General features: G+C 60.2%; 12 protein-coding genes. 9 read left to right on the top strand and 3 right to left on the bottom strand.

Features of this window, described 5'->3' with window-relative positions:
- Positions 1–64 precede the first annotated feature (64 nt).
- Entirely contained in the window at positions 65–991 is a 927-nt protein-coding gene (locus CKW15_RS09195; RefSeq protein WP_095057344.1) for an SdiA-regulated domain-containing protein, read from the top strand.
- A gap of 118 nt (positions 992–1,109) precedes the next feature.
- A complete protein-coding gene (locus CKW15_RS09190) occupies positions 1,110–2,027 on the top strand; it encodes an SdiA-regulated domain-containing protein (RefSeq protein ID WP_095057345.1) in 918 nt (305 codons plus the stop codon).
- 120 nt (positions 2,028–2,147) lie between these two features.
- On the opposite strand, the gene rpiA is transcribed toward CKW15_RS09190, so the two are convergent.
- A complete protein-coding gene (gene rpiA / locus CKW15_RS09185; RefSeq protein ID WP_095152074.1) occupies positions 2,148–2,822 on the bottom strand; it encodes a ribose-5-phosphate isomerase RpiA in 675 nt (224 codons plus the stop codon).
- Between the two features lie 336 nt (positions 2,823–3,158).
- Between rpiA and ilvA the strand changes: the two genes are divergently transcribed.
- Both ilvA and CKW15_RS09175 read left to right on the top strand, forming a co-directional pair.
- Positions 3,159–4,673 carry a threonine ammonia-lyase, biosynthetic gene (gene ilvA / locus CKW15_RS09180; protein WP_095057347.1) on the top strand — a complete coding sequence of 505 codons (1,515 nt, stop codon included), beginning with the start codon at positions 3,159–3,161 and terminating at the stop codon, positions 4,671–4,673.
- Positions 4,674–4,710: 37 nt separating this feature from the next.
- Complete coding sequence (locus tag CKW15_RS09175; protein ID WP_095057348.1) at positions 4,711–5,136, top strand: DUF2269 domain-containing protein; 426 nt, start codon at positions 4,711–4,713, stop codon at positions 5,134–5,136.
- Positions 5,137–5,229: 93 nt separating this feature from the next.
- Here CKW15_RS09175 and CKW15_RS09170 read toward each other — a convergent pair whose 3' ends face one another.
- Positions 5,230–5,886 (bottom strand): HAD family phosphatase, encoded by a 657-nt coding sequence (locus tag CKW15_RS09170; RefSeq protein WP_095057349.1) that lies wholly within the window; start codon positions 5,884–5,886, stop codon positions 5,230–5,232.
- Positions 5,887–6,029: 143 nt separating this feature from the next.
- Between CKW15_RS09170 and CKW15_RS09165 the strand changes: the two genes are divergently transcribed.
- Both CKW15_RS09165 and ptsP read left to right on the top strand, forming a co-directional pair.
- Positions 6,030–6,509 carry an RNA pyrophosphohydrolase gene (locus CKW15_RS09165; RefSeq protein ID WP_053163553.1) on the top strand — a complete coding sequence of 160 codons (480 nt, stop codon included), beginning with the start codon at positions 6,030–6,032 and terminating at the stop codon, positions 6,507–6,509.
- Between the two features lie 22 nt (positions 6,510–6,531).
- Positions 6,532–8,811 (top strand): phosphoenolpyruvate--protein phosphotransferase, encoded by a 2,280-nt coding sequence (gene ptsP, locus CKW15_RS09160; protein WP_095057350.1) that lies wholly within the window; start codon positions 6,532–6,534, stop codon positions 8,809–8,811.
- Positions 8,812–8,937: 126 nt separating this feature from the next.
- On the opposite strand, the gene CKW15_RS09155 is transcribed toward ptsP, so the two are convergent.
- Positions 8,938–9,684, bottom strand: coding sequence for an NRDE family protein (locus CKW15_RS09155; protein WP_095057351.1), 747 nt, complete (start codon positions 9,682–9,684; stop codon positions 8,938–8,940).
- 131 nt (positions 9,685–9,815) lie between these two features.
- On the opposite strand from CKW15_RS09155, the gene CKW15_RS09150 reads away from it, so the two are divergent.
- The 3 genes from CKW15_RS09150 to CKW15_RS09140 all read left to right on the top strand — a co-directional run bounded on the left by CKW15_RS09150 (position 9,816) and on the right by CKW15_RS09140 (position 12,509).
- Complete coding sequence (locus CKW15_RS09150) at positions 9,816–10,598, top strand: sulfite exporter TauE/SafE family protein (RefSeq protein WP_095057352.1); 783 nt, start codon at positions 9,816–9,818, stop codon at positions 10,596–10,598.
- Positions 10,599–10,681: 83 nt separating this feature from the next.
- Entirely contained in the window at positions 10,682–11,488 is an 807-nt protein-coding gene (lgt, locus tag CKW15_RS09145) for a prolipoprotein diacylglyceryl transferase (RefSeq protein WP_095057353.1), read from the top strand.
- 49 nt (positions 11,489–11,537) lie between these two features.
- Positions 11,538–12,509, top strand: coding sequence for a thymidylate synthase (locus CKW15_RS09140; RefSeq protein WP_095057354.1), 972 nt, complete (start codon positions 11,538–11,540; stop codon positions 12,507–12,509).
- Positions 12,510–12,598 lie beyond the last annotated feature (89 nt).

The following is a 12,598-nucleotide window of genomic DNA, read 5'->3' as shown; positions in this document are numbered from 1 at the left end:
GGCCGACTGGCCGGGTTCAATTGTGCTATTACCCATAGCCTGAATTTCTGGAACGCACTCCCCGATGGCCACTCAACCGCTCTCCACGCTCAAACCTGCCCGCCGCTCGCGCTTCGCCCTGCGTTGGTACACCTGGCTTTTGCTGGTGACCGCTATCGCTTATGGCCTCGCATTTGCCATGCATTGGGACGACCGTGGCGTGCTTTGGATGCAGGAAAGTTTCGAAAGCCCGGCCGAGCGCCAGGATAGTGTCTGGTTGCCGGACTACCAGGCTGTGATCGACGCCAAGCCGCTGCCTGGCATGGAAAAGGACGAGGCCTCCGATCTGGCCTACGACCCTCAGTCCAAAACCCTGTTTTCGGTCATGGGCAAGAACCCCTTCCTGGTCGAGCTGACCTTGCAGGGCGATGTTCTACGCAAAATGCCACTGGTGGGCTGGAGCAACCCGGAAGGTGTCGCCGAGCTGGGCAACGGCCTGCTGGCCATTGTCGATGAGCGTGACCACCAGATCACCATCGTCAAAGTCGATGCCGACACCCGCGAACTGAACCTCGCCGATTTCCCTAAATACGACCTCGGGCCTTCGAAAGACCAGAACAAGGCTTTTGAAGGTGTCACCTGGGATGCGCGTAACCAGCAGCTGTTGCTGGGTGAAGAGCGTCCACCGGCGTTGTTCACCTGGAAAGGCGATGGCAAGACGCTCACCGGTGACAAGCAAAAGCTTGCCAGCGATGAGCTGGACATCCGCAACCTCTCGGCCTTGGCCATTGACCCGCGCACCGGTCATACCCTCGTGCTGTCCGCTGACTCTCACCTGTTGCTGGAGTTGGACGAGAAGGGCGAACAGGTCAGCTTCATGACCCTGCTGCGCGGTTTCAACGGCCTGAAAAAGACCATCCCTCGCGCCGAAGGTGTGACCATGGACGAGGCCGGCACGCTGTACATGGTGAGTGAACCGAACCTGTTTTACCGCTTCGAAAAGCAGAAATGACGCTTATGTTGTGTAGGAATAATTACGTTCGGTTGTGCGGCTTGGCCCGTGGCCATTAAGCTTCAGTTCAGACAGGCGTGTTATTCCATTCGCCAGTCCTGAACCCGAGCCCTCCCGAATGCGTCGACTTGCCCGTCCCAAGCCCCTGATTCTGATCTTGTCAGTGATCGCTCTGATCGTCTTGATCGTGATCGGGCAGTACATGCGCCTGTTCGAACGCGCCTGGTTCAACCTGTACACCCTTTGGCAGCCCATGAGCACCCAGTCCATCGGCCTGGATCAATATCAGGTGGCAGTAGAAGGGCAAGTGATTGAAGGTTTGAACGACGACGTATCAGCGTTGACCTTCGATCCGGTGCGCAGAAGCCTGTTTACCGTGACCAACAAGAACTCCGAGCTGATCGAGTTATCCCTCGACGGCAAGATCCTGCGCCGTCTTTCACTGATCGGTTTCGGTGATCCGGAAGCCGTGGAGTTCATCAGCGACGACACCTATGTCATCACTGACGAACGCCAGCAGCGGCTGATCAAGATTCGCCTGGAGCCAGGCGCGACGTTCCTCGATGCGGCAGACGCTGAACAGATGACCCTCGGCGTGCACATGAGCGGCAACAAGGGGTTTGAGGGGCTGGCCTATGATTCGGTGGGCAAGCGTCTGTTCGTCGCGAAGGAGCGCGATCCGATGCTGATTTACGAGGTGCACGGGTTTCCGCATTTCAACCCGGAAAAATCCTACGCGGTGCACGTGATCAACAACCCCAAGCGCGATGCCGGGATGTTTGTACGGGATCTGTCGAGTCTGCAATATGACGAGCGCAGCGGGCATTTGCTGGCGCTGTCGGACGAGTCGCGGTTGATTCTGGAGCTGGATGTGGGTGGACGGCCGCTGAGTACCATGTCACTGAGCAAGGGCCGGCAGGGCCTGAAGAAAACCGTGCCGCAGGCTGAAGGGATCGCCATGGATGACGAGGGCACGATGTACCTGGTGAGCGAGCCGAACCTGTTTTACGTCTTCAAAAAACCAACCCAGCCTTGAGGCTGACACGGTTCCTGCAGGAGCTGGCTTGCCAGCGAAGGGTGCAAGACATTCGACATCGATGTCGGCCATTACACCGCTTTCGCTGGCAAGCCAGCGCCTACAGGGGATTGTGTGAGCTTATTCAGCGCGCAGGGTTTTCACGCCTTCGCGGGTGCCCAGCAGCAACAGGTCCGCCGGACGCGCCGCGAACAAGCCGTTGGTGACCACGCCGACGATGGCATTGATCTGCGTTTCCAGCTCCACCGGATTGGTGATCTGCATGTTGAACACATCGAGGATGATGTTGCCGTTGTCGGTCAGTACGCCTTCACGGTAGACCGGGTCGCCGCCCAGCTTCACCAGTTCACGCGCCACATGGCTGCGGGCCATCGGGATCACTTCGACCGGCAGCGGGAATGCGCCGAGCACCGGTACCAGCTTGCTGCCATCGGCGATGCAGATAAAGGTCTTGGCCACGGCCGCGACAATCTTCTCGCGGGTCAGGGCCGCGCCGCCGCCCTTGATCAGGTTCAGGTGTTCGTCGCTTTCATCGGCGCCGTCGACGTAGAACTCCAGATCGCTGACGGTGTTCAGCTCATACACCGGAATCCCGTGGCCCTTGAGGCGTGCGGCGGTGGCTTCGGAACTGGCGACGGCGCCATCGAATGCGCCCTTGTGCTTGGCCAGCGCGTCGATGAAGCAGTTGGCGGTGGAGCCGGTGCCGACCCCGACGATGCTCTTGTCGTCGAGTTTCGGAAGGATGAAGTCGACGGCGGCCTGAGCCACTGCCTGTTTGAGTTGATCCTGGGTCATGCGGGCTCCGAGGTGTCGAAGAAGGAACGAAAGGCCGGCATTATAGGCTTCGGGGCGGGGAAGGTCATTGCCCGATTGGCAGAGAGCAGGAGTTCTGGTGCCGGATGGCTTTTGTGGCGAGGGAGCTTGCTCCCGCTGGAGCGCAAAGCGGTCCCCTGCATTCTTTCAGACATAATGTGCAATATGGATTTACGACTGCTTCGCAGCCGAGCGGGAGCAAGCTCCCTCGCCACAATGGTTTCATGGTGTCCAAAACCACCGGTTTAATGTGGTCGTGCGGCCAAAAGCCGGGTTAGACTCCGTGGTCCTGCCCAACCCGCTCAGTGATGCTTTCCGATGCTTGAACAGTACGTCAAAAAGATCCTCACCTCGCGCGTTTATGACGTTGCCGTAGAAACCCCATTGCAGACTGCCCGCCAGCTCTCCGAGCGGCTGGGCAACAGCATTTGGCTCAAGCGCGAAGACTTGCAGCCGGTGTACTCGTTCAAGATTCGCGGCGCCTACAACAAATTGACCCAGCTGAGCGACGAAGAGCGCGCTCGCGGCGTGGTCACCGCGTCGGCGGGCAACCATGCCCAAGGCCTGGCCCTGGCGGCCAAGGTGTTGGGCGTGAAAGCGACCATCGTCATGCCCAAGACCACCCCCGAGATCAAGGTCGAAGGCGTGCGCTCCCGTGGCGGTAAAGTGGTGCTGCACGGCGATTCGTTCCCGGAAGCCCTGGCTTACTCGCTGAAACTGGTCGACGAAAAAGGCTACGTCTATATCCACCCGTATGACGATCCCCACACCATTGCCGGGCAGGGCACGGTGGCGATGGAGATTCTGCGCCAGCACCCACAGCCATTGGATGCGATTTTCGTCCCGGTGGGCGGTGGCGGCCTGATCGCCGGTATTGCGGCGTACGTGAAGTACCTGCGGCCAGACATCAAGGTCATCGGTGTCGAGCCGGATGATTCAAATTGTCTGCAAGCGGCCATGGCGGCAGGTGAGCGCGTGGTGTTGCCGACCGTGGGCCTCTTCGCCGATGGCGTGGCGGTGGCTCAGATCGGTCAGCACACCTTCGATATCTGCAAAGATTATGTCGATGAAGTGATCACCGTCAGCACCGATGAAATCTGTGCCGCTATCAAGGATATCTACGACGATACCCGCTCGATCACCGAACCTGCCGGCGCCTTGGGTGTGGCCGGGATCAAGAAGTATGTCGAACAGCGCGGGGTCACCGGGCAGACCTTCGTGGCGATCGATTCCGGCGCCAACGTCAACTTCGACCGCCTGCGCCATGTCGCCGAGCGTGCGGAGTTGGGCGAAGGCCGTGAAGCGATCATCGCCGTGACCATCCCCGAGAAACCGGGCAGCTTCAAGGCGTTCTGCGAGGCCATCGGCAAGCGCCAGATCACCGAATTCAATTACCGCTACAACACCGGCAGCGAAGCGCACATCTTTGTCGGCGTGCAGACGCACCCGGACAACGACCCGCGCAGCACGTTGATCGCCAGCCTGAGCGAGCAGGGTTTCCCGGTGCTGGACCTGACCGACAACGAGCTGGCCAAGTTGCACATCCGGCACATGGTCGGCGGCCGTGCGGCGCACGTGGTCGATGAAGTGATTCTGCGTTTCGAGTTCCCGGAGCGTCCGGGCGCGCTGTTCAACTTCCTCAACAAATTGGGCGGGCGATGGAACATCTCGATGTTCCATTACCGCAACCATGGCGCGGCGGATGGTCGTGTCGTTGCGGGCCTGCAAGTGCCCCACGACGAGCGCCACCTGGTGCCGGCGGCGCTGGAAGAGATTGGTTACCCGTACTGGGATGAAAGCGATAACCCGGCCTACCAGTTGTTTCTGGGCTAACGGCTACGACGATGGCAATGCATAAGGAAATCGAACCATGGAAACGTTAACGGCCCTGAAAATGGCGCACATGGTGGCGACGGTGGTGTTGCTGTTGTCTGCGCTGGGTCTGGGGATCTGGGTCTGGCGTGCGCGGCATAATGGCGATGCGACGGCCGGCAGCCGCACCTTGCAGCGGCCACGGGTGTTTATCTGGCTGTTGATGGGGCTGGCGTTGTTGAGCATGCCGTTTACCGGCTGGTGGATGGTGCACCTGGTGGGCTGGCCGCTGGGGCAGACCTGGTTGCTGGCCTCGAGTGTGCTGTACACCGTGGCGGCGCTGGCGTGGTTCTGGTTGCTGGTGCGGCTGAACAAACTGCGCAAGGCGCCGGGTGGCGTGGGTAAATTTACCTTTGGCTTGGCGTTGTTCAGTTTTGTCTGCTTTATCGCCATTGCCGGATTGATGGGCGCCAAGCCGGTTTAATGTTTGAGACCGAGTTGAAGCTATCGCTGGCAAGCCAGCTCCTACAGGGCGAGTGCTGCCCTTGTAGGAGTCGGCTTGCCGGCGATGGCGTCTTCAGTCGCGCAGAGTGATTACCGGCCAACCACGTTTCTCGGCCTCTGCCCGCAGATTCGGATCCGGATCCACTGCCACTGGATTCGTCACCTGCTCCAACAACGGCAAATCATTCATCGAGTCGCTATAGAAGTAGCTGTCTTCGAGTGAATGTCCGGTCTCTTCCAGCCAACGATTCAGGCGGGTCACCTTGCCTTCGCGGAAGCACGGCACATCGGTGCTGCGCCCGGTGTAGCGGCCATCGAGCATTTCGCACTCGGTTGCGATCAGGGTTTCGACGCCCAGGCGCACGGCAATCGGCCCGGTAACAAAACGGTTGGTCGCGGTGATGATCACCAGTACGTCGCCGGCGTCTCGGTGCTTTTTCAGCAGTTCGAGGGCCTTGGGCAACATGATCGGTTCGATGCAGTCACGCATGTAGTCGCTGTGCCACTGATCCAGCGTGGCCATCTCGGTACGACCCAGAACCTCCAGGCAGAAATTCAGGTACGCGGCGTTATCCAGCTTTCCGGCCAGGTAGTCCTGATAGAACTCGTCGTTGCGAGTTTTGTAGGCGAGGGCATCAAGGAAGCCGCGCTCACACAGGTAATCGCCCCAAGCGTGATCACTGTCACCGCCCAGGAGGGTGTTGTCCAAATCGAATAAAGCCAGGCGCATTGCAGTTACCCGCTGATATGTCTGTAAAAAGGCGACAAGAATACGGTCTTTTCACAAGAGTGCACATAAGGTAGGAACCTTCGTTGCCGCCTTCACAACCTTTGTGGAACAATGCGACGACATGCGTTTGCGAGGTTGTTGCCGTGATCGACCCCGATGGTTTTCGCCCCAATGTCGGGATCATTCTGACGAATGACGCCGGCCAGGTGCTATGGGCTCGCCGTATCAATCAAGATGCCTGGCAGTTTCCGCAGGGGGGAATCAACCCTGAAGAGACGCCGGAGGACGCCTTGTACCGCGAGTTGAACGAAGAAGTGGGCCTTGAGCGCGAAGATGTTGAAATTCTCGCCTGCACCCGGGGCTGGTTGCGCTATCGTTTGCCGCAACGTCTGGTACGTACCCACAGCCAACCGCTGTGCATCGGCCAGAAACAGAAATGGTTTCTCCTGCGCCTGGTCTCGAACGAGCAGCGGGTGCGGATGGATTTGACCGGTAAACCGGAGTTCGATGGCTGGCGCTGGGTCAGTTATTGGTATCCGTTGGGCCAGGTGGTGACATTCAAGCGCGAGGTGTATCGACGCGCTCTCAAAGAGCTTGCCCCGCGCCTTTTAGCGCGCGACTGACGACGGAGTTCGACCCCGAGCCATGCTCAATACGCTGCGCAAGATCGTCCAGGAAGTTAACTCCGCCAAGGATCTCAAGGCGGCGTTGGGGATTATTGTGTTGCGCGTCAAAGAGGCCATGGGCAGCCAGGTCTGCTCGGTCTACCTGCTTGATCCCGAGACCAACCGGTTCGTGCTGATGGCCACCGAGGGCTTGAACAAGCGCTCGATCGGCAAGGTCAGCATGGCCCCCAATGAAGGTCTGGTTGGCCTGGTCGGCACGCGTGAAGAACCCCTGAACCTCGAAAACGCGGCGGATCACCCGCGCTACCGCTACTTCGCCGAAACCGGGGAAGAACGCTACGCTTCGTTCCTCGGAGCACCGATCATTCACCACCGCCGCGTCGTCGGCGTGTTGGTCATCCAGCAAAAAGAACGCCGCCAGTTCGATGAAGGTGAAGAAGCCTTCCTCGTGACCATGAGCGCGCAGCTCGCCGGGGTTATCGCCCACGCTGAAGCCACCGGCTCGATCCGTGGCCTGGGCCGTCAGGGCAAGGGCATCCAGGAAGCCAAGTTCGTCGGCGTTCCGGGTTCGCCGGGTGCGGCGGTCGGTACGGCGGTGGTCATGCTGCCACCGGCCGATCTGGACGTGGTGCCCGACAAGACCATCACCGACATCGACGCCGAGCTCGGGCTGTTCAAGACCGCCATCGAAGGCGTTCGCGCCGACATGCGCACGTTGTCGGCCAAGCTCGCCACGCAGTTGCGCCCGGAAGAGCGAGCGTTGTTCGACGTCTACCTGATGATGCTCGACGATGCCGCACTGGGCAGCGAAGTCACCACCGTGATCAAGACCGGCCAATGGGCCCAGGGCGCCTTGCGCCAGGTGGTCACCGATCACGTCAACCGTTTCGAATTGATGGACGACGCCTACCTGCGTGAGCGTGCGTCGGACGTGAAGGACCTCGGTCGCCGTCTGCTCGCCTATCTGCAGGAAGAGCGCCAGCAAACCCTGGTCTACCCCGACAACACCATTCTGGTCAGCGAGGAACTGACGCCGGCGATGCTCGGCGAGGTGCCCGAAGACAAACTGGTGGGTCTGGTGTCGGTACTCGGCTCGGGCAACTCCCACGTCGCGATCCTGGCCCGGGCCATGGGCATTCCGACGGTGATGGGCCTGGTCGACCTGCCGTATTCCAAGGTCGACGGCATCGGCATGATCGTCGACGGTCACCGCGGCGAGGTCTACACCAACCCCAGCGACGTGTTGCGCAAGCAGTTTGCCGAGGTGGTGGAAGAAGAGAAACAACTGGCCCTGGGCCTCGATGCACTGCGCGATCTGCCGTGTGTCACGGTCGATGGCCACCGCATGCCGTTGTGGGTCAACACCGGCCTGCTGGCGGATGTGGCGCGGGCGCAGAAGCGTGGTGCCGAAGGCGTTGGCCTGTACCGCACCGAAGTGCCGTTCATGATCAACCAGCGCTTCCCGAGCGAAAAGGAACAGCTGGCGATCTACCGCGAGCAGCTCGCCGCGTTTCACCCGCAACCGGTGACCATGCGCAGCCTGGACATCGGCGGTGACAAGGCGCTGTCGTACTTCCCGATCAAGGAAGACAACCCGTTCCTCGGCTGGCGCGGTATTCGCGTCACCCTCGACCACCCGGAAATTTTCCTGGTGCAGACCCGCGCCATGCTCAAGGCCAGCGAAGGCTTGAACAACCTGCGCATTCTGCTGCCGATGATCTCTGGCACTCATGAACTCGAAGAGGCCCTGCACCTGATTCACCGGGCCTGGGGTGAAGTGCGTGACGAAGGCACCGATGTGCCGATGCCGCCGATTGGCGTGATGATCGAGATTCCGGCAGCGGTGTACCAGACCAAGGAACTGGCACGGCAGGTGGACTTCCTCTCGGTCGGCTCCAACGACCTGACCCAATACTTGCTGGCCGTAGACCGCAACAACCCGCGGGTGGCCGATCTTTACGACTACCTGCACCCGGCAGTGCTTCAGGCGTTGCAGAATGTGGTGCGTGATGCCCACGCCGAAGGCAAGCCTGTGAGCATTTGCGGCGAGATGGCCGGTGATCCAGCGGCGGCGGTGCTGTTGATGGCAATGGGCTTCGACAGTCTGTCGATGAACGCCACTAACCTGCCGAAGGTGAAGTGGATGCTGCGTCAGATCAACCTGAGCAAGGCCAAGGAATTACTCGCCGAGCTGATGACCATCGACAACCCGCAAGTTATCCACAGCTCGCTGCAACTGGCGCTGAAGAACCTCGGGTTGGCGCGCATGATCAATCCGACTGCGGTCAAGGCCCTCTGAAACGCTGATGGCCCATCGCCGGCAAGCCGGCTCCTACAGAATTGATGAGTTGGCTTATTTTGCGAACGCCACGAAACCTGTAGGAGCCGGCTTGCTGGCGATAGCGTCCGCAGTTCCACTGAAAATCTAAACGCTGATTTCCACTTCCCCCAAATGCCCGCCATACGGCCCGAAACTCCGCTCGACCATATGCCGCGCCCCATCCGCCTGCACAATCAACGCCGTACTCGCCCGCGTTCCGTAACTCTGGCTGGCGATAAACACGCTCGACAACAACGTCTCGGTCGCCAGGCCGACGCCAGTGTCCGGAAGATCGGCAAACGGTGCCGTTTGTGCGTCGCTCAATAACGCCAACAACGCCTGGGGCTGTGGATCTTGCAGCACCTCGCTCAGGGCTGCCTTGGCCTTGAGCAGTTTCGGCCATGGCGTATCCAGCCCGGCGTTCGACAATCCATAGATCCCCGGCTGCAGCATCACAGCCTCTGAATCCCGCGCATTGAAATGCCAAAGCTCATGACTGTTGCCGATCAGCAAGTTAAAGCCGGCGTATTCGAGCGAACGTCGGACAACGTCGCCTAAATAGTCGTCGATGGATTGGTCGCCACTGAGAAATCCTGCCACCAGCTCGCCTCGAGACTTTCGTGAGGGTGGTTGGTGGGGATCGCGAATATTGGTCAGCGCGGCAAAGCGACCGTTGGCGCCGACACCCAACCAGGTGCCGCCCGCTTCAAGGTCGCGTCCGGCGTGCACATGCGGCGCTTCGGGCCAAGGTGCCAGCGGCAGGCTGGGGCGCGCATAGAACTCATCGCGGTTGGCCGCGACTACCAGCGGCTGGGCATGACCCGGTCGCCAGGCAAAAACAATCAGGCACATAGGGGGTCCTAGTGTGTTTTTTGCCCACTCTACGCAGACATCGCTCATCGATCCATCGCCTTGCACAGTGGAGCTTGAGGCCATGCATCCGTTACCATGCCGCTCGGTTTCGGGATCAGCGGGGACGCAAAATGGAATTTCTGCTCTATCTGGCGCTGGGTGCCTGTGCAGGCTTGCTGGCCGGGCTGTTCGGAGTGGGCGGCGGGATCATCATCGTCCCGGTGCTGGTGTTCAGTTTTACCTTGCAGGGGTTTGATCAGTCGATCCTGACCCATTTGGCGGTCGGTACCTCCCTGGCGACGATCATCTTCACCTCGATCAACGCCGTGCGTGAGCATCACCGTCGAGGCGCGGTGCGTTGGCCGATCTTTGTCTGGATGACGGTCGGCATTCTGGTCGGTGCCGGTTTCGGCGCCCTGACCGCCGAAGCGATCTCTGGGCCGAACCTGCAAAAAATCATCGGTGTGTTTGCCCTGGTGATTGCCGCGCAGCTGGCGCTGGACGCCAAACCCAAGGCCAGCCGAACGGTGCCGGGTAAACTCGGTCTGACCGTGGCCGGCAGTGTGATTGGCTGGGCCTCGGCGATTTTCGGGATTGGCGGCGGTTCGCTGACCGTGCCGTTCCTGACCTGGCGCAGCGTGCCGATGCAGCAAGCGGTGGCCACGTCTTCGGCCTGTGGTCTGCCGATCGCTTTGGCCAGTGCATTAAGTTTCATGATTCTGGGCTGGCACGATCCATTGCTGCCGGCCCATAGTCTCGGTTTCATTTATTTACCGGCGCTGCTGGGGATTGCTCTGACCAGCATGGTCTTCGCCCGCTTCGGTGCGCGGCTGGCGCACCATCTGTCGCCAAAGTTGCTGAAAAAGCTGTTTGCCGCTTTGCTGTTTTGCGTCGGGCTGAGCTTCCTGCTCTGACGGACGGCGCAATCCTGGCTTAATCCTGGCGTGACAGCGTCGCCTGGGACATTTTGAGATTTGAACTCTAACGAGGAGTCGCAATGCTGCCTTACCCGCAGATCGACCCGGTGGCCCTGGCCATCGGTCCGCTGAAAATCCACTGGTACGGTCTGATGTATCTGGTCGGTATCGGTGGCGCCTGGCTGCTGGCGTCGCGCCGGTTGAACCGCTTCGACCCGACCTGGACCAAGGAGAAACTCTCCGACATGGTGTTCTGGATGTCGATGGGCGTGATCCTCGGCGGACGTCTGGGTTATGTGCTGTTCTACGACCTGAGTGCCTACCTCGCCAACCCGCTGCTGATTTTCGAAGTGTGGAAGGGCGGCATGTCGTTCCACGGCGGTTTCATCGGTGTGATGCTGGCGGCGTTGTGGTTCGGTAAAAAGAACAACAAGTCGTTCTTCCAACTGATGGATTTTGTTGCGCCGATGGTGCCGATTGGCCTGGGTGCCGGGCGCATCGGCAACTTCATCAACGCCGAGTTGTGGGGCAAGGCAACCGATGTGCCGTGGGCGATGGTCTTTCCGACCGATCCGGCGCAATTGGCGCGTCACCCGTCGCAGCTGTATCAATTCGCCCTCGAAGGCGTGGCGCTGTTCCTGATTCTGTGGCTGTTCTCGCGCAAGCCGCGACCCACCATGGCGGTATCGGGGATGTTCGCGCTGTTCTATGGCATCTTCCGTTTCATCGTCGAATTCGTCCGCGTGCCGGATGCGCAACTGGGCTATCTGGCCTGGAACTGGCTGACCATGGGCCAGGTGCTGTGCGTGCCGATGATCCTCGGCGGGCTGTTCCTGATCTGGCTGGCGTATCACCGCGCTCCGGCGACTCCAGCGGCAGCGGTATAAAATTCGAACCCCGCAGCGATGGTTGCGGGTTCAAGGACACAGGTAATTCATGAAGCAATATCTCGAACTGGTCGCCCACGTCATCAAGAACGGCACCAAACAGGCCAACCGCACGGGCGTGAACACCATCAGCTTTCCTGGCGCGATGCTGCGTTATGACTTGCAGGAAGGTTTCCCGGCGATCACCACGCGCAAGATGGCCTTCAAGTCGGCCGTCGGCGAAATGTGCGGATTCCTGCGTGGGGTGAACAACGCCGCCGAATTCCGTGCGTTGGGCTGCAAGGTCTGGGACCAGAACGCCAACGAAAACGCCCAGTGGCTGGCCAACCCGTTCCGTCAGGGCGAAGACGACCTCGGCGAGATCTACGGCGTGCAATGGCGCAAGTGGCCGGCGTACAAGCAGATCCCGGTCAGCAACCCGGCTGCCATCGAGCAGACCCTGAGCCAGGGCTATCGCCAGATTGCCGAAGGTGAAGAAAACGGCCAGGCCTACGTGGTGCTGTACAAAGCCATTGACCAGGTTCGCCAGTGCATCGACACCATCATCAAGGACCCGGGCAGCCGCCGCATCCTGTTCCACGGCTGGAACTGCGCGCAACTCGATGAAATGGCCCTGCCGCCGTGCCATCTGCTGTACCAGTTCCACCCGAACGTCGAGACCAAAGAGATTTCTCTGACCCTCTACATCCGTTCCAACGACCTGGGCCTGGGCACGCCGTTCAACCTCACCGAAGGCGCTGCGCTGCTGAGCCTGATCGGTCGCCTGACCGGTTACACGCCGCGCTGGTTCACCTATTTCATCGGTGATGCCCACGTCTACGAAAACCACCTGGACATGCTCAACGAACAGCTCAAGCGTGAGCCGTTCCCGATGCCGAAACTGGTGATTTCCGACCGCGTGCCGGAGTTTGCCAAGACGGGTGTTTATCAGCCGGAATGGCTGGAGCGGGTGGAGCCGAGCGATTTCTCGCTGGAAGGTTACGAACACCACGCGCCGATGACGGCGCCGATGGCGGTCTGAAGCCGTACCGCCATCCAAATGTAGGCGCTGCCGGAGGCTGCGATCTTTTGATCTTGCTTTTCAAAATCAAAAGATCGCAGCCTCCGGCA

Origin of the sequence: Pseudomonas sp. Irchel s3b5 (assembly GCF_900187435.1) — a bacterium.
Lineage (GTDB): Bacteria > Pseudomonadota > Gammaproteobacteria > Pseudomonadales > Pseudomonadaceae > Aquipseudomonas.
The sequence above is the reverse complement of the archived record's forward strand: the minus strand, read 5'-3'. Positions and strand labels throughout refer to the sequence as shown.

What these genes read in the sequence shown, in the direction of transcription:
- lgt (WP_095057353.1), top strand. Translation starts at nt 10,682, where the DNA reads ATGCTGCCTTACCCGCAGATCGACCCGGTGGCCCTGGCCATCGGTCCG.
- CKW15_RS09175 (WP_095057348.1), top strand. Translation starts at nt 4,711, where the DNA reads ATGGAAACGTTAACGGCCCTGAAAATGGCGCACATGGTGGCGACGGTG.
- CKW15_RS09155 (WP_095057351.1), bottom strand. Translation starts at nt 9,684, where the DNA reads ATGTGCCTGATTGTTTTTGCCTGGCGACCGGGTCATGCCCAGCCGCTG.
- ptsP (WP_095057350.1), top strand. Translation starts at nt 6,532, where the DNA reads ATGCTCAATACGCTGCGCAAGATCGTCCAGGAAGTTAACTCCGCCAAG.
- CKW15_RS09150 (WP_095057352.1), top strand. Translation starts at nt 9,816, where the DNA reads ATGGAATTTCTGCTCTATCTGGCGCTGGGTGCCTGTGCAGGCTTGCTG.
- CKW15_RS09195 (WP_095057344.1), top strand. Translation starts at nt 65, where the DNA reads ATGGCCACTCAACCGCTCTCCACGCTCAAACCTGCCCGCCGCTCGCGC.
- CKW15_RS09140 (WP_095057354.1), top strand. Translation starts at nt 11,538, where the DNA reads ATGAAGCAATATCTCGAACTGGTCGCCCACGTCATCAAGAACGGCACC.
- CKW15_RS09170 (WP_095057349.1), bottom strand. Translation starts at nt 5,886, where the DNA reads ATGCGCCTGGCTTTATTCGATTTGGACAACACCCTCCTGGGCGGTGAC.
- rpiA (WP_095152074.1), bottom strand. Translation starts at nt 2,822, where the DNA reads ATGACCCAGGATCAACTCAAACAGGCAGTGGCTCAGGCCGCCGTCGAC.
- ilvA (WP_095057347.1), top strand. Translation starts at nt 3,159, where the DNA reads ATGCTTGAACAGTACGTCAAAAAGATCCTCACCTCGCGCGTTTATGAC.
- CKW15_RS09190 (WP_095057345.1), top strand. Translation starts at nt 1,110, where the DNA reads ATGCGTCGACTTGCCCGTCCCAAGCCCCTGATTCTGATCTTGTCAGTG.